Annotated in this window: 11 protein-coding genes; 3 read left to right on the top strand and 8 right to left on the bottom strand. The window is 51.0% G+C overall.

Annotated features, from left to right (window positions below):
- Nucleotides 1–70: 70 nt before the first annotated feature.
- From ACE5KN_RS22795 to ACE5KN_RS22770, 6 genes are all read right to left on the bottom strand, one after another.
- Complete coding sequence (locus ACE5KN_RS22795; protein ID WP_375527258.1) at nucleotides 71–1,162, bottom strand: SIS domain-containing protein; 1,092 nt, start codon at nucleotides 1,160–1,162, stop codon at nucleotides 71–73.
- Nucleotides 1,163–1,177: 15 nt separating this feature from the next.
- Entirely contained in the window at nucleotides 1,178–2,761 is a 1,584-nt protein-coding gene (locus ACE5KN_RS22790) for a PTS system mannose/fructose/sorbose family transporter subunit IID (RefSeq protein WP_375527259.1), read from the bottom strand.
- A 69-nt stretch (nucleotides 2,762–2,830) separates the two neighbouring features.
- Nucleotides 2,831–3,247 carry a PTS sugar transporter subunit IIA gene (locus ACE5KN_RS22785; RefSeq protein WP_375527260.1) on the bottom strand — a complete coding sequence of 139 codons (417 nt, stop codon included), beginning with the start codon at nucleotides 3,245–3,247 and terminating at the stop codon, nucleotides 2,831–2,833.
- A 17-nt stretch (nucleotides 3,248–3,264) separates the two neighbouring features.
- Nucleotides 3,265–3,747, bottom strand: coding sequence for a PTS sugar transporter subunit IIB (locus ACE5KN_RS22780; protein WP_375527261.1), 483 nt, complete (start codon nucleotides 3,745–3,747; stop codon nucleotides 3,265–3,267).
- A gap of 171 nt (nucleotides 3,748–3,918) precedes the next feature.
- The gene (locus tag ACE5KN_RS22775; RefSeq protein WP_375527262.1) at nucleotides 3,919–6,768 is read right to left on the bottom strand and encodes a sigma 54-interacting transcriptional regulator; all 2,850 of its coding nucleotides are present in this window, start codon (nucleotides 6,766–6,768) and stop codon (nucleotides 3,919–3,921) included.
- A 549-nt stretch (nucleotides 6,769–7,317) separates the two neighbouring features.
- Nucleotides 7,318–8,175: an SDR family oxidoreductase gene (locus tag ACE5KN_RS22770; RefSeq protein WP_375527263.1), complete on the bottom strand. Its 858-nt coding sequence runs from the start codon at nucleotides 8,173–8,175 to the stop codon at nucleotides 7,318–7,320.
- A 94-nt stretch (nucleotides 8,176–8,269) separates the two neighbouring features.
- Between ACE5KN_RS22770 and ACE5KN_RS22765 the strand changes: the two genes are divergently transcribed.
- Both ACE5KN_RS22765 and ACE5KN_RS22760 read left to right on the top strand, forming a co-directional pair.
- The gene (locus tag ACE5KN_RS22765) at nucleotides 8,270–8,683 is read left to right on the top strand and encodes a MerR family transcriptional regulator (RefSeq protein WP_375527264.1); all 414 of its coding nucleotides are present in this window, start codon (nucleotides 8,270–8,272) and stop codon (nucleotides 8,681–8,683) included.
- 200 nt (nucleotides 8,684–8,883) lie between these two features.
- The gene (locus ACE5KN_RS22760; protein ID WP_375527265.1) at nucleotides 8,884–9,591 is read left to right on the top strand and encodes a GntR family transcriptional regulator; all 708 of its coding nucleotides are present in this window, start codon (nucleotides 8,884–8,886) and stop codon (nucleotides 9,589–9,591) included.
- Nucleotides 9,592–9,658: 67 nt separating this feature from the next.
- On the opposite strand, the gene ACE5KN_RS22755 is transcribed toward ACE5KN_RS22760, so the two are convergent.
- Nucleotides 9,659–10,858, bottom strand: coding sequence for an enolase C-terminal domain-like protein (locus ACE5KN_RS22755; RefSeq protein ID WP_375527266.1), 1,200 nt, complete (start codon nucleotides 10,856–10,858; stop codon nucleotides 9,659–9,661).
- A 257-nt stretch (nucleotides 10,859–11,115) separates the two neighbouring features.
- On the opposite strand from ACE5KN_RS22755, the gene ACE5KN_RS22750 reads away from it, so the two are divergent.
- A complete protein-coding gene (locus tag ACE5KN_RS22750; protein WP_375527267.1) occupies nucleotides 11,116–12,504 on the top strand; it encodes a PTS transporter subunit EIIC in 1,389 nt (462 codons plus the stop codon).
- 480 nt (nucleotides 12,505–12,984) lie between these two features.
- Here ACE5KN_RS22750 and ACE5KN_RS22745 read toward each other — a convergent pair whose 3' ends face one another.
- Nucleotides 12,985–16,017 (bottom strand): S-layer homology domain-containing protein, encoded by a 3,033-nt coding sequence (locus tag ACE5KN_RS22745; protein ID WP_375527268.1) that lies wholly within the window; start codon nucleotides 16,015–16,017, stop codon nucleotides 12,985–12,987.
- Nucleotides 16,018–16,496 lie beyond the last annotated feature (479 nt).

Below are 16,496 nucleotides of genomic sequence, written 5' to 3'. Positions count from 1 at the left end.
CCTTCCCCCTTCCGATCACGAGATTATTCCGAATCAGGTCTCTCTTCCACTCCGAATCCCTGTTTTCGATCTATAAAAATCTGAGGCGTCTCTTGCTCTTCATGGATGGGTGGAAATCGACATATCTCGGTGTTCTCATGTTGACACCCCGTTCTTTAGCCGCGCGGAAGAACAGCACCTGCATGGGGACGATATATTCGATCGGCGCCAAATCCGGGTCGTTGATAAACTCCGGACTCAAGGAGCCTGGACGCGGCTGATCGCTGCTCTTGGTCACCACAAACCCGTGCGGGGTTATTTTCGCAAAATAATCCGCCAGCGTGAGCATCCGTTCATAATCCTGACCCGGGTCCGCAAAGTAGAAAATATAGCTGTTTTCATCAATCGCATTATACGGTCCGTGCATGAACTCTTCGAACTCATAGATGCTGACAGGAATGCGCGAGGTCTCCAGAAACTTTAGGCCCGCTTCCATCGCTGTGCCGTACAGATCACCTGTTCCGCTGAATACATAGCTTTTGGCTTCCAGCAGCTCATCTTTATGCTCATTGTACCATGCCTCGGCCGCAGCAATCGTGTTCTTCATGTTGTCGATGATGCTCAGCAGGGTTTGAATGTAACGGTTGTACTCGCTCTCCTCAAGCTTGTTTGCAGCATATGCTGTTTCGATCGCCATCAGGTACAGAGTGAGCGTTGTTGCGGTGAAGCCCTTCGTGGTTGCGCCGGCCTTTTCTTCTCCGGACGGAACAATAATCTGGTTTTGCGCGAATTCCGTAATCAGGCTTCCTTCCTGGGAAGTAACAGCAACGGTGAACAGCCCGAGCTCATTCGCTTTTTGCACACACTCGACGGCAGCGGTGCTTTCTCCGCTTTGCGACAGTGCGAATACCAGCGTTTGCTTATCATAGACACAAGAGTACTGGGCGAAGGTATGCGCGAATTCCACCTGCACTTCCACCTGCAGTGTTTTTTCGATAAAGTGTCTGGATGACATTGCCGCATTGTAGGAAGAGCCGGAGCCTGTAAAAATGATTCTGGACACGTTGTTTTTCAGGAATCCGTCCATAAATGATTTCAACAGTTCTTTCCTGTTGTTCACAATCTCTTTCAGCATCGCAGGCTGGGCATATACATAATCAATCAGTTCCGTAGTTGTTGTCATTTTAATTCTCCCTTTCTAATTGAGGATTTTAAGAGCACCAAGTACAAGGCCGACAATAATCAAACCAAACATCAGTGTCGTCGTTTTCATCCGCTTGCGGATTAACCAGAAGACAATCATTACAAAGGCGAGCGGCAGCAGTTTCGGCATGATTCCGTCCAGCATCGTTTGAATCGATACACTGGTTTCCTTCATGTTGTAAGCAATCGGGGTCGATACTTTCAGCCAGGTAGCCGTCAGTGCGCCGACCGTCATCAAGCCCATGATCGTCGCGGCTTCCATAACCATTTTGATCTGTCCGGAGGCCATAACCGCCAGAAACTGCTCACGCAGCGCGAAACCTCTGTTCAGGGTGTACCAGCGAACGAGCACATGCACGATATTGACGCCGAAGAAGAACAGCAGCGGGGCAACCACATTACCTTGCAAGGCAAGCGCCGCCGCGACTCCGCCAAGCATGGGCTTCAGCGTTCCGTTGAACATCGAATCGCCTACGCCTGCGATAGGGCCCATCAAACCGGATTTCAAGCCCTGGATCGCCTGATCGTCGATTTCCTCTCCGTTGGCTTTCCTTGCTTCCAGATCGAGAGTCAACGCCATCACCGGTCCGGGCAGCCAAGAGTGTGAATTGTAAATGATCAAGTGGCGTTTCAGTGCAGCCTTAAACTGCTCCGGCTTATCCTTGTAAAGCTTTCTGAGCAGTGGCAGAATGCCCCACAAAAAACCATAAGCCTGCATCCGGTCAAAGCTGAACGCCGATTGGATCGCAAATGACCGGAAGAACAGACGACGGATATCGGACTTGGTAAAGATGTCGCTTAAGTCCGCAGTAGTTGCGGCGGCCTCGCTCTCCATCTCGTTATACTCCTCGAGATCATTGCGGCGATATTGCATAACCAACGCGACACAAAGCCCAAGTGCCGCCACGCCGAGGATTCCCATATTCATATAAGCGACGATGAGGAAGCCAATGAAGAAAAACGGGAACAGTGCGCGGGTAGCCAGCACGCTCAGCAGCAAAGCGAAACCAAGGGCCGGAAGCAGGTTGCCCGCAACGGTAAGGCCGTCCTTCAGCCACACCGGTATGCCTTCCACGATCGCCTGAACGATGGTGTTGCCCAGAACGAGAGCGATGAACGTCGGAATCGCATTGGACAGAAAATGCACAAGGTTCCCGACGTGCAGGAGTCGCGCGAGCTTCCTGTCCTCCCCGCGGTCCGCCAAGCGGTCAGCTACACCTACCAGCATGACGCAGATCGTTTTGGCAAGCATTTCGAAAAATACGCCCAGCAGCGCCGCAGGAATTGCAATCAGAAGCGCAGTCTCAATCCCTTGCCCCGAGGTGATGGCAAATGCCGTACCCAGTACGCCGCCAATCGTATAGTTGGGCGGGATGGAGTTGCCGACATTGGTTACGCCCATAAAAATCAATTCGAGCGTTCCGCCGACAATCAGACCGGTATGCAGGTCTCCCAGAATGAGACCAACAATCGGCGCCAGAACGATAGGGCGCTCGAGATACAGGTCCCCGAGAAAACGGCGAGAAAAGTATGCGAAACCAGCTACAAAGGATAATAAAAGCGCCGTTATGATCGACATTCGTCCTATCACTCCTTGAATCGATATAAAATACTGCCAACCTTGGACACCGCCTGACGGCGGTTTCGTTTACACTTCCTTTTTGTGCAGCTGAAGCATCTTCTTCACATCAAGGATTCCTTCTGTGCCCGAGAGCACAGCCTGTGCGGCCAGCTCGGACAGGCTCATGTTGTCCCGATACATTAAGGCCTCAGCCAGCATCGGAATATTCACCCCGGTGACCACCTCAAGCTTGTCGTTATCCTGGAGCAGAGATGCAGCCATTTTGGCCGGTGTTCCGCCAGGCAAATCCACCAGAATCAGAATCCCGTCATTCGGTGCCATGCCAGCGACCGCCTGCCGCACCGCAGCTTCCAGGTCTTCACTTCCTTGCCCTGCTGGAAACGTTACAGCTCGTGTTAGTGTGATATCGCTTACAAACATTGCAGCTGTCTCCAGCAAATATTGACTTAACTCGCCATGCGTTACTACCAATATGCCGATCAAACCTCAACACCTCCGCCTTACAAGGCTCTGATAATTTGTCCAAAATCCGTTGGTGAATTGCCGGGAAGAAGCCGTGCTTCGAGCTTAATGCCCATCCGGTCCAGCTCTTTCCATGCCTGCAGTTCCTCCGGTGTAGCCGCCACCTGTTTCGTGATCCGCTGCCGTCCTTCCGCCATACGCACATTGGCGACATTTACCTGATCCAGCTTGAACCCGCCTTCCATCAGACCGAGCAGCGATTGTGGATCCCGCACGAGCACGAGCACTTTTTCGTTCCTGAACTTTCCGGCGGAGAGCTGCAGAGCCGCATCCGCCACAGTTAATACGGTCGACTTCACCCCGACAGGAGTTGCCATTTTGAGCAGCATCTTCTGGGTGGCATCCGTCGATGCCTGATCGTTGGCGACCACAATATGGGTCGCTCCCAGCGTTCTGGTCCATCCTACCGCCACCTCGCCATGGATCAAACGGTCATCTACCCGAACCAGCACAATTTTCATCTGAATTCCCCCATCCCTTGCAAAATAAATAGCTGTTTTACCCTCGCTTAACATAGATGCAAGAATCGTGCCAAGACACTAACTACCTTCTCCCGTAAGCAAAAAACAAACGGCGAAGACAATTGTCCCCGCCGTTCAAGACACTAACAAGGCCGCCGTCTGTTTAGTGTCTTATGACAAAATAATTTGTGCCAAAAACCCGATCTCATCCCGTGGCATATCTACCTGCCGATCCCTGCAGACTGGCTGCACCGCCTGGTCCAGAATATCCAGCAGAAGCCCATGCTTCTCTTCCAGGAATGCCAGCTCAGCGCAGTCAAGCACCGGCCCGTCCGTCGTCAGCCGTTCCAGGGCGAAGGCAAAGTGAATAGTCCAGCGTGCTGCTTGACTCGGGCTGACGCGGCTTCCGAGCAGATCCTCCAGCTCCCTCAGAGACCTGTCCGCATCGTCGGCATACATCTTACCTTCCGGTCCCTCCACGGAATCGATGATATAACGCTTGGCCAGTTCCACCGCCCCTTCCCGGGTAATGGCTGCTGTATCCTCTTCCTCAGCCACATGTCCCATGGCAAGAGATATCAGCGTCTCGATGCCTTTACCGAACAAAATTTGCTCCATGCCGATAAAGGCCACACCGGGCAGACAAGGGTCCACGGTGCCTGCTGCGGCGATGACGGACCCGCGCCAGCCCTCCACCAGCAGCTCGGGGATATCCGATCCATTGTCCAGATTGACGGGCTGTACATGCACCTCGTTGCGCAATGAGACAGGCAGTGCTTCCGCCAGAAAGGCAGCCAGCTTGCGTGCTGTCCCTTGACCTGTAAGGCAGGTCGTGATGATCACTCGTCTTCCGTTCTCTGTTGGCAGCTGGTCCGCATCCTCCAGGTATATCTGTTTCACCGCATTGACCATATACGCCAGATCCACATCGCTGCGACCCGCCAAGTGCCCCGCTTCTATCACCGAAGCCGTCGTTACCAGTGGCACCACCTCTACGGGGACCCCGGCAGCCCGTTCAAGATAACGGCCGAAGCCCGTCAGAGAGCCCATGTCAACAAGTAACAGCACGCCTCGGACCTTGCCTGCTTCCTGCAGCTGCTGAGCGGCCCGCTGCAGCGTCTCATCCACGCTGACATTTAGTGGCATGTCCACGGCGATAACCCGGTTTTCCCCCAGCAGCTGGTTGGCCACTGCGGCCATACTGCTCGCCGTGTGATCGCCATGTGCAATGACCATTACCTTCAAATCCGGCGATTCTTGACGACTGCGGCGGTGGGTCGCCAGAAACAGCGATAGGAATCCCGCTTCCCCCGGCGAGAGCGCAATGCCAAGACCTTTCTCGAGCCGGTCCGCCAAGGAGAGCACAACCCCGTATTCCCGCGGACAATGCCCCACCAGATCCATAATCCGGTCCGCATCCGGGCCCTTTCCCATGTCGGCAGAAGCCAGATGCAGGGCAATGCCAGTCACCGTCTGCGGCCCGAAGACACAGCCCAACTGCCGTCCCGCCTCTTCCACGAAATCGGACACCACCACAAGAAACTGCTCTTGCAGCCTGGGCGCATCCGCCTGTCGGCCCAGGAGACGTCTCAAATAATAGTCGACATCCACTTGAATCAGCTTCTGGACCTCCTCGTGGTCCAGCCCGCTGTTCAAATAACCGTTCATGCGTGCACGAAGCTCACTGTACAGATCAAGAGTTGGTCGTTGGCCGACAGACTCCCCCGCTGCCGCTCCCTTCTCGGGATGGTAGATCCGATCCTCCAGACCGATCACCGTTTCCGCGCGGGAGGTATCCATATGATTACGCAAATAATTCAACTGAATTTGCGGAGCCAGATGGGTCAGATAAAGGGGCATCGTCTCCGTATGACTGCCATTTGCAATATAATTCAAAAAGGCTTTGGCGCAGCCGAGCAGCACGGCACTTCTCAGCTCCCCGATATTACCTGCGGTGCGGAAGGTAAGCAACGCCACGATGACGAGCGGGCTAACAGAGATCCCTACGCCCACACGCGTGGCTTCTTCCTGAAAAAACAACTCGATCAGCTCCAGCCTTTCCTCCAGCGGACGTCCGTTCAGATCGGGGATAGTAATCATGACTGGAAAGCGGCGCAGCATCGTTTTCAACAGCACGGAATGTGGATCCTCCGAGGTAGCTGCGATGAGCGTGATGGACGCCCGGCGCAAAGCCCCTCCGTCTCCCAGCATGCGATACTCCCCGCGGTCCATTAATAGAAACAGCATTTCCTGCCCGTCAGGAGGCAGACGATGAATCTCGTCCAGGAACAGGATACCGTTCTCGCTCTCGGCGATAAGACCGGGCGTATTCTTCTCTGCTCCGGTGAAAGCTCCTTTAACATAACCAAACAGCTGTGCGAGCAGAAGCTGCGGATTGGCGGCATAATCCGCGCAATTCAGCACGTTAAAAGGTGCGGACGCATCGATCCGCCCGGCCTGCACCGCATATTTGTACATGATCTCGGCCAGATGGCTTTTCCCCGCACCTGTCGGTCCCACAATCAAGGTAGGCAGCCCTGTCGGCGGGTACAGCATCGCTGCTTTGGCCTGCTCCACCACTGTCCGCAGGCTGCCCTGGGCTCCAATCATCTGATCGAAGCAGGAGACGGGAGCTCCTGGTGCCCTGGATATTGCGGGAGCTGTGGGGGCTTGCTGCAGCACAGAGGCATCCGTCCTTCCGTATGTTCCTGGCGTTCCTCCCGTACGGGATGTTCCGGACATCCCTGTCAGCCTGGCAACAGCACCTGCTTGTCCCCATCTTGTAGCCTCATCATCGTTTACCATTCCTGTTGTTGTATTCGCATGGTCCGCAAGCCAAAACCGGACGGGCCGGCCTCCGCTTTTATGGAGCAGACCATCCCGGAACAGTTCATTCAAGTCGGCGCTGGCATTATGCCGCAGAATCCCCGCGGCTCGTCCCGCTTCCTCCGCCGTAACCCCCTCGCTCTCGCTATAAGCCCCAAGCTGGCGAATCGTCTCCAAAATCCGATATTTGCGCATGTTCTTTCCCCTCTCTGTCTAGCCAAGCGATGTATGTTCTGGTGTCGGTGGCAATCCCAAACTTCCGATATAACTAACAATTCATGTTATATATTCGGCATATTACTGCAGGAGCTAATTCTCCATCATTTTTTTAACGAATATATACCGCTTTCATTTTTTCCGCAACCGCAAAACTTCTGGGAGTTTGATCTTTTTCACGCTTTTGTTACAAAATTCGATAATTTATGAGGGGAGAAAATCTAACGCAAAGAATATCTGCATGGTGAATAGATTTGCATCCCGATTGGGAGAATCCTATTTCCGCCTCACAGTTCCTGGGGGGAATGCTCATCATCGCGGGAATAGCCCTGTATTTCTGGGCAAGGTCGAGAGATACAAGAGAGTTGGCTAAAGCAAAAAAAGGCGTTTTGGACATTCATTAGCAAAATGAACCCTTCTGCTAAACAGGTGAGGGCCACCGCTCTTCGCAAGCAATGGCCCTCACCTGTTTTTCGTTTTTCTTCAATAGTTTTCTCGATAAAACTTGCCGTAATTTATGGGAAGGTTTTATGCAAAATAATGCCCTTCTTCGAGATCGGCGATCAGTCCGGGCTGCACCGGTTTCCAGCCCAGAAGCTTCTGTGTTGCCAGACTCTCCTGCCCAGTGTAGAACACGCCTGAGATGTCGAATGCCGCCATGTGGCCAAGGAAGCCGAAATGGGCGGTTGCTTCTTCAGGTGTGATGCTGACCGCCGGCACGTTCAATTGCCGCCCGATGACCTCGGCGATATCGCGGAACGGAATACCTTCCTCGCCGACACCAAGCAGCTGTGAGCCCGACGGGGCGGATTCCAGCGCCCGCCGGTACAGAACCGCCGCATCCAGGCGGTGAATCGCCGGCCAGCGGTTCGTTCCGTCGCCGATGTAGGCGGCAAAGCCCTTCTCCCGGGCGATGTTGATCAGCATCGGCACAAAGGCCCTATCACCTTCGCCGTGCACGGACGGTGCAAGCGTGACGATGGAGGTCCGAACACCCCGCTCTGCCATTGCGAGCACCACATCGTCCACGGTATGTCCATTTTCGAGAGGGTGACCCGTGGTAATGAATGGCTTCCCGGAGCCTTCGAGCGCCGCCCCCACGGCTTCAACGACCCGCATATCCAGAGCCAGCGCACCTTGAAAGTCGGAAAAATCGTTGGTGAACGTGAACGCCAGATGAATCACGCCGTCCGCAGCCGCGGCTGCGCTGCGCAGAATATCGAGATCTTCCAGCGTGCCGTATAGCGCTTCAGCTCCCGCCGCCTTTAATTCCGCGGCTTTCTCTTCAGAACGGCAAAGACCCGTTACTGTATGTCCCGCGCCGATCAGTTCCCGGACGACCGCGGAACCGACATAACCTGTTGCTCCTGTAACAAAAACATGCATAATAATATCCTCCTTCATAGGTTGACTGCTTGACCATGTTAAGCATAAACTATGAAGTGAACTCTATGGCAAGCGGTCCAAAGGAGAATTGATGATGAAAATTCAGAAACTGGCAGACAAGATGGGATTAACAATCCATACGATCCGCTTTTATGAAAAGGAAGGCTTGCTGGATGATCGGCATGTCCAGCGAGAAAGCAACAATTACCGTAACTATTCGGAAGAAGCTATCGAGCGATTGAAGCTCATCAAGAAGTGCCAGTCCATCGGCTGTACGCTGGCTGAACTGAAGGAAATCCTGCAGGATCACGACGCCGATGCACATACGAACTTGCAGATTATAGACTGGATTCTCAGTAAGAAAAAGGAGATCGAAAGCAAGAAGGAAGAATACGACCAAATGCTGGACATCCTGAACAAAATGCTGGAGTATCGGATTCAGCTCATGGACGATCCGCAAAAAGCTCAAGAGATGCAAAGGACTTGGTATGCCAACTCATCCGATTGAGCTGTATTGCAGCTTCAGAAATAAACCCGCAGCACCGTATCCTCTGAAGGCTTCCGGACGGAGCTATCCACTTCAACCCGTTTGATATGATCCTGGCCATCCGGGACAATGCCCTTTTCTATAACGATTACGATGACTTGAAAATAGATTGTATAACAGTAATATAAATGTCATGAGCCAACGACCAGGGGGATAAGCATGTGAACAAAACAGAATTTATAATCCACGACTTGTTAAGCAAAATCTATCAAAACCACTACCCCGACTCGAAGCTGCCGACAGAACGGGAGCTTGCGGAGCAGTATCATGTTTCAAGATACACGATTCAGGAATCCATCAAAAAATTGAAATACATGGGCCTCGTTAAAGTCGTGCAGGGTTCAGGCATTTTCATCGGCAAAAACATCCAGACGAGCCCGCTGATCTATAACTCTTTGACGGAAAATCCATACTCCAACATCCAATCCAAAGTGATTGAGCTGCAAAAGCAGCCTGCCACGTCCGCGGATCAGCAGATTTTCGGAATCACAAGCAGCGACGAGGTATGGGTGCTTCAGCGTGTAAGAATCGTGAACTATCAAACGGTGCAAATCGAGCTGTCCCGGCTGCCTGTTGCTTTGTTTCCCATGTTCACTCCCAAGGATGCCGAAAATTCCATTCAATCCTATGTGCAAAAGCATAAATATACGATTTCTCACTATCTGAATACCTATGAGGCGATCGCGCTTAACAAAGAGCAGGCCATGCTCCTGCAGCAAAAGCGAAAGAGTCCGGCCATGAAAATATCAAGCCGCGGCCTGCTCAGCAATGGAAGAATCTTTGAGATCAGTGAGATCGTAGCCATTGACTATAGATGCACGTATTTAACCGCGTTTAATAACGAGCATCATAAAAGAAGAAACTCATAGAAGGCTTCAGTCAATAAGGCCGGCTTCTCCCGCAGAACAGGCCTTATGTGCTGGAGCCTCTGTGCTGTCAAGGAGTCATCAGTGTTCCGTCCGGCAGTCTGGCCTGTGTCCATTCATGGGGCCTGTATTCCACCGGATATTTTCTGGCCTGCTCTTCATTGAACTCCACCCCGATTCCCGGTGCCTCCAGGGGGTAAATGTAGCCGTTTCTGGCATCGATGATCGGCGAAAAGACACTGCGCGTATTCTCCTTGATCGGAATATTTTCCTGGATAGCGGCACTGTGCAAATGAATATTCAGATGCGTGTTCACGGCGATACCAATTGGAGTAATATCCGACGGCGTATGCCAGGCAATTCTGACGCCAAATGCTTCGCACAACGCTCCCAGCTTAAGCGCGGGTGTAATCCCCCCGATTTGCGATACATGGCAGCGGATAAAATCGATCTGCCTGTCCGCAATCAGGCTTCTCCATTCCAGCGGATTGTTGAACAACTCCCCGGTGGCTATGGCCGTTGAGGTTTGGGAGCGAATCTGACTCAACCATTCGTTCTGATCCGGCGGCAAAATGTCCTCGACAAAGTAAGGCTTATAGCGTTCCAAATCTTTGGCAAACTGTACGGCCTGATTCGGGAAAAGCCGCTCATGCACATCATGCAGGATATGAAACCGGTTCTGGTACTTGGACCTTAACTGGGCAAACATCTCAATGGTTGTCTGCATATATTCATCCTGGTCATAATACGACCCTTTGGTGCTGTTTTCCGGGGTGTGCAGGCGTGAAGGATTCCCCCCATAAAAGCCAAGCTGGCAGCGGATATGCTTATACCCCTGTTCGAGAATGGCATCAATCTCCCGGTACAAATCTTCGATATTGTCCGCAACTGCATGCGTATATGCAGGCACGGCATCCCTCGCTTTGCCGCCAAACAGCTGGTACAAAGGCATGCCAGCGATTTTCCCCTTGATATCCCATAGGGCCATGTCCACCCCAGAGACTGCATTATTCAGGATGGGACCATTACGCCAATAAGAGTTGACCATCATCAGATGCCATAAGTCCTCAATATTGTTCGCGTCTTTTCCAAGCAATATAGGTTTAAGATACTCTTCAACGACGAGCTGCACGGCTTTCGGGCGCTGCTGGAAAGTGGCGCAGCCATATCCGACCAGATTATTGTCTGTAGTCACTTTCACAACTACCAGATTATGCCGATCCGGCTTAAGCACAAAACAGTCCACGTTCGTGATAATGGAAGGGTTCATAGGTCTCCTCTTTTCTAAGAAATCTAGGTTTATTGAAACATGTTTTGAAATGCGGAAGCAATTTGGCAAGGTAAAAGGTCAAAATATTAAAAAATATCAGTCCAATTTATCAGGAAAATCTAATTAAATCCTTATGTATCAAGGCATTCACGAAAAACCTGGTTTATTTTGGACTGCTTTTATTTGAGAAGCCTTTGTGATAGCATTCAGTAATGTAAACGGAACCAACACTTATTTCGAGGACAGGAGAATTTTTGATGAGCAAAGTGAAAACGGTACAAGACATCATTACCGGGGTCGGTGGAGAAGGCAATATTGTAAACGCTTGGCACTGTATGACGAGACTCAGGTTTGATCTGAAAGATAAAAGCAAAGTAGATATTGAAAAGCTTAAGCAATTGGATCCCGTTTTGGGAGCGCAATTCAACCAGGACCAATTCCAGATCATTCTTGGTCCCAAGGTTGGGGAATATTATAACGCTTTGGCCGGTGAGCTCAACCTGGCGGATGTGCAACAGAATGAGGTAAAAAGCGAAGAGAAAAAGAAAGGCTTTGTAACCCTCTTCATGAACATTGTATCCGGCGTGTTCGGACCTATCGTTCCGGCTATTGCCGGGGCAGGCTTGATCAAAGGACTTATCGCGGGGCTGATCGCTCTCGATATTATTTCGGATAAAAGTGAAACGGTGCAAATCATTAACATGATGGCGAGCGGGGTGTTTACGTTCCTGCCGTTCTTCCTGGCTGCCTCGGCCGCCAAGATTTTTAAAACCAATGAATATCTGGCCGTCGCCATTGCCGCTACCATAATGTTTCCAACGATGGTGGATGCGGCCAAAGCCGGGGAGCTCTCGTCGTTTCATTTTCTAGGCATTATCCCTATCCCAGTATTTAATTATACCGGCACAGTCATCCCCATTATCTTTGCCGTCTGGGCGATGAGCTATATTCACAAGTGGGTTAACCGTTTTATGCCGGAAATACTGAAAACCGTTGTTACACCAACCTTGACCTTATTTATTTCCGGTTTTCTTGCCCTGTCCGTGATCGGTCCTATCGGTATTTACCTGGGCAATGGGTTGGCTTGGCTTGTGCAAGGCTTGTTTGACATCTCTCCCATCCTTGCCGGCGTTGTTGTTGGTGCCATTCGTCCGTTGGCCGTCTTCACGGGCATGCACCATGCCATGACTCCGATTGCTTTGCAAAACTTTGCAACACAGGGCTACGATATGCTGATGCCTATGATGTGTATGGCGAACTTCTCGATCGTGGGTGCAACCTTTGCCGTGTACTACAAAGTAAAGACACCCAAAGAAAAAACCATTATCGTGTCCGCCGCCGTTTCCGGCCTGCTGGGCATTACGGAACCCGCATTGTTCGGTGTACTGTCCAAGTACAAAAAGGCTTTTCTGGCCGCCATCATCGCCAGCTCGGTTGCTTCCGCGTTCATCAGCTTTTTCGGCGTAAGATTGTACGGATATGTACTGTCCAGCATCTTTAGCATCCCGGCCTACTTCGGCCCGTACTTTATCTATGCTATTTCCGGAATGGCCATTGCCATTGCGCTCTCCTTTACGATTTGCTACCTGCTGCTGAGCAAAACAGAGGTTGAGAAAGCAAACGCGACTGCGCTGCAAAGCAATTAATGGTTGCCAGCCTTTGACTTTTATGGTTCCAAGCTAGCTGCTTAAACTCTTTGTTTAGGAGTATCTGATTCAAAATAAAAAGCCTGACACGCTTGTACGCGCTGTCAGGCTCTTTGGCTTTGGTCATCATACCGAGTAAAAAAGACCTTGAGGATTACACGCCCTCAAGGTCTCAAAAATATTAATAATTCACACTGCATCTACCAAATCAAGATTTGACCCAAAAAGCCATAAATACATTCATACTTATTGGATAGTTAAATAATCATCCATATCTTCACCTTCCAGAGCAAATAAGCATTCGTAGTAGCCTAATTCCTCCTCACTAAATAAAAGATTAATTTTTTACATTTACATAGGGCGTGTGCTTCAATATATTCATAGAGTCAGCGCGGGTAGTTTCTGTCCTTCAGAAATAAAGCGTTAATAAAAATCCCTGATTGCTTTACCTCGCAAAGCAATTCAGGGATTTTCATTGATTTAGATTAAGTTCGCAAACTTGAGAATTCTCTCCATCAGTGCAGCCGTTTCCGCTCTGCTTACGGGAGATTGGGCATGAAGCAGGCCTGCATGATTACCCAGTACAATTTCGTGCTCTACTGCAAACTTTACCGCATTGGAGGCCCATGCCGAAGTCAGACCCCCGTCCTTGTAGGACGACAACATAGAAGATGATTCGCTTGCGGTCGTATCCACATTTGCAAGCTTTACAGCGCGAACGAGGATAGAAATCGCTTCCTGACGGCTGATATTCCGGCCAGGCTTGAAGGATCCGTCTTCATAGCCGGTCAGGAGGCCATAGGCAGCGGCCGTCTTAACATAGGGCTGGTACCAGGCATCGCTGTCCACATCCTTAAATGTCACACCTGCACGGACCTGGTCCTGGAGGCCAAAAGCGCGGACAGAAATTGCGGCAAACTCGGCGCGTGTGATCTCACGGTCCGGTTCAAATGCCGACTCGCTCACGCCTTCAATGACAAGCCGGGAAGCCATGTTATCAATGGCTGCGCTGCTCCAATGATTTGCTGTGTCGGTAAAGCTTTTCTCGTTCCAGATCAATGCATATGTCCCGCTGCTAAGCAGGCTGTTAATCTGAGCATAGTACTGGCCGTCTGCCTGCACCACTTTCGTCGGCACATGCATAAACGATGCTTGCGCTTCATCATAAACAATTCCGGTTGTAATTCGGCTTGGGTCATAGCCGGCAGGCAGTGGAATCAGAGACTGTGCATAGCTCTCAAAGTTTGCGACAGTTACTTGCTGACCTTCATACTCCGCCGTCACGGCAAAGTTGATTGCCGATCCTGCCAGAGTCAATTTCCGGGCGGCTGCAGCCTTCTCAATGGCCTGCATTTGCGCGGACGCGTTACCGGAAATCGTTACATTATAGTGAAGTTTTTGAAGGTGATCCGCTGCGCTGTTTTGAGCTGCCAAGGCATCCGTATTCAGCTGTTTGGCAGGAACGATCGTCTTGCCTGAAGCTGTATGAATTTCAATAGAACCATCTTGACGATCCAGCCACTGAGCAAGCTTGCCATCCAATTGAGCGGTCACGGTATCCACACGCTTCGGATAGGAAATCACCAGTTTGTTCTGTCTGGATCTTTCCAGCACAGGGATGGCTTTGTCACTATCAACCTCGATAGCGGCTATCTGCTCGCCGTCTTTATCCTGCAGTGTAATCGCAGCTATCGGTTCATTCGTAGTCGGGTCTTTAATAACAGATGAATCATCGGCAGACGAGGAGTCATCAGCAGAACTTGAGCCAGTGCCTGATCCTGTCGAAGACTCGGAACTTCCGTTGCTGCCATCATCCGAATCATCTGAATTCCCCGAACCACCGTTCGAATCACCTGGATTATCCGGAAGCTCTGTTTCCGTAACCGTTACTAATATTTCAATTGATTTGCCCGCATATTCAATCGTAATTACTGCACTGCCTTTACCTGCCGCAGTAATCAATCCATTCCCGTCTACAGACGCCACATCAGGGTTGGATGAGGTATAAACAACACCTTCATTGACCACCTTATAGGTCCCATCATCGTATACCGCTTTGGTTACAGTTTGCTGGGTGATCCCCTTTTCAAGGGTATAAGCTCCGGTATCTACAGACAAGTTGGTTACTGCAGGAGGAATGTAGATCACATTTACCATGGCCTCAGCAGACATCCCGTTATAGACTGCCGTAATGACAGAACTTCCTTCCGCCAGACCGGTCACCAGACCGCCACGGTCTACAGAAGCAATTTCCGGCTCGGAGGAACTAAACGTTACCCCGTCGGTTACGTTATAAAGAGTATTTTCTTCCTCATAAACAGCTGTTACGACGGTTTGATGCGTTTTATTCACCTGCAGGCTGTAATTCTGGCTATCCAGCGTGATAGGGGGCTTTTCCTTCGTCTGGAAGCTCTTCATCTCATCGGCATATGTGATCCCATATGCGTCTATGGCGTATGCCCGGTATTGATAGCTGGTGCCAGGCGTCAGATTGGCCGCTTTTATTGTAAAAGTCCCTGTCCCGCCTTCTGTGCTTGCATACCGGGTAGGACGATTCTGCACATCGTAAATCTCAATTCCCCGTTCGGTTACAGCAGTTTTCCCCTGCACCACCACTTCACCAGAGAGCTCAGCGTAACCGGACGTAATCATACCTGCATTCCCCGTAGCTACAATCGGGGCTGATTGCAGCGTCCAGGTTTCATTAATGATTGAACCTGCCGCTCTGTATCCGCCAAAAGACAGGACCTGATCGTGCTTGGCATCATATACCATGCCAACATGCCCCCGATTGCTCGTCGGCAGATCCTGCTGGCTCCAGTCCGTACCGCTCCAGAACCAGGTATCATTTGTCATTTGTCCGCCCGAGCCCAGAATTTCGCCCCCAAACAGAATGATATGCGCCCCATCAAAGGCTAAACCATATGCCATACGGGTATTGGGCGGGTTGCTTGCTGTTTTTTGAGTCCACGTGTTGCCATTCCAGGTCCATGTGTCATTCAGAAATCCAGTGCTGGAATTTCCGCCGAACATCAGCAAATTGCGGTTGACCGGGTCATAAGCCATTTGCCCAAAGGAGCGGGGAGAAGGACTGGATGCGGGAGCCTGCAATACCCAATTGTACCCGTTCCATATCCATGTTTCGTTTGAATGGCCGGAAGGGGTATACCCGCCAAACAGCACAATGTTTCCACTCGCTTCATCCGTAGCCATATATGGCGTCCCACGGCGGGCGGGGTTAGTAGAAGGGCTTAGCTGCTGCCAGTCGGAACCGGTCCAGGCCCAGGTATCCCCCAGTGTACCGGTTGGACTATCTCCGCCGAACATGATAATCCGCTCGGAAATCGGATCATAAGCCATGCCGCCGCCGCTTCGTCTGGGAGGAGTTGTGGCTGGGGTCAGTTTAACCCAATTCGCCCCGTCCCATGTCCATGTATCATTTAACTGATTGTATGCGCCGCCTACATAACCTCCGAACATCAGAACTTTCCCGCTCTTTGGATCGTAAGCCATCAAGGGTGCTGTTCTTGCCTGCGGGACCGCAGCCGGATACTTCTGGGTCCAGGAATAATTCTCTGCGGAGGATATTGAAGCAACCGCAGCCCCAGCTGTTGAGGGTAAAAATACGACAGGAAGATTTGTTACCAGCAGTAACGAAAAAAATAATAATGCAGCTTTCCTCATACGTCTTGCTGTGAGCAATTTTGTGGCCTCCAATGTACGTTTCTATGATGTAGATTACTTGTATATCGGACGTCTGAAACAATTAGTGAATAGTCAAGTAAAATCCATATTTCACCAACCGTTAGCAGGGATGTTCAGCCGGAATATGATCGGGATCTCTACAAAGAGCGGCATTTGGTGGAATGCTTTTTTAACAAAGTATAACACTATCGTTGCCTGCGACTCGCTATGATAAATTGCGTGTACGTTCAAGGCCTTTTTGACGCTGGCTTCCATTATGATCTGGCTTGCTTGAGTTTGAAGACACG

It is taken from the genome of Paenibacillus terreus, from assembly GCF_042138595.1.
Lineage (GTDB): Bacteria > Bacillota > Bacilli > Paenibacillales > Paenibacillaceae > Paenibacillus > Paenibacillus terreus.
Note: the sequence above shows the minus strand (reverse complement) of the source record. Positions and strands in the feature narration are given on the sequence as shown.

Excerpts from the sequence above, each read along its gene's own strand:
- ACE5KN_RS22795 (WP_375527258.1), bottom strand. The coding sequence starts at position 1,162 with ATGACAACAACTACGGAACTGATTGATTATGTATATGCCCAGCCTGCG.
- ACE5KN_RS22790 (WP_375527259.1), bottom strand. The coding sequence starts at position 2,761 with ATGTCGATCATAACGGCGCTTTTATTATCCTTTGTAGCTGGTTTCGCA.
- ACE5KN_RS22780 (WP_375527261.1), bottom strand. The coding sequence starts at position 3,747 with ATGAAAATTGTGCTGGTTCGGGTAGATGACCGTTTGATCCATGGCGAG.
- ACE5KN_RS22775 (WP_375527262.1), bottom strand. The coding sequence starts at position 6,768 with ATGCGCAAATATCGGATTTTGGAGACGATTCGCCAGCTTGGGGCTTAT.
- ACE5KN_RS22770 (WP_375527263.1), bottom strand. The coding sequence starts at position 8,175 with ATGCATGTTTTTGTTACAGGAGCAACAGGTTATGTCGGTTCCGCGGTC.
- ACE5KN_RS22765 (WP_375527264.1), top strand. The coding sequence starts at position 8,270 with ATGAAAATTCAGAAACTGGCAGACAAGATGGGATTAACAATCCATACG.
- ACE5KN_RS22755 (WP_375527266.1), bottom strand. The coding sequence starts at position 10,858 with ATGAACCCTTCCATTATCACGAACGTGGACTGTTTTGTGCTTAAGCCG.
- ACE5KN_RS22750 (WP_375527267.1), top strand. The coding sequence starts at position 11,116 with ATGAGCAAAGTGAAAACGGTACAAGACATCATTACCGGGGTCGGTGGA.
- ACE5KN_RS22745 (WP_375527268.1), bottom strand. The coding sequence starts at position 16,017 with ATGGCTTACGATCCAAAGAGCGGGAAAGTTCTGATGTTCGGAGGTTAT.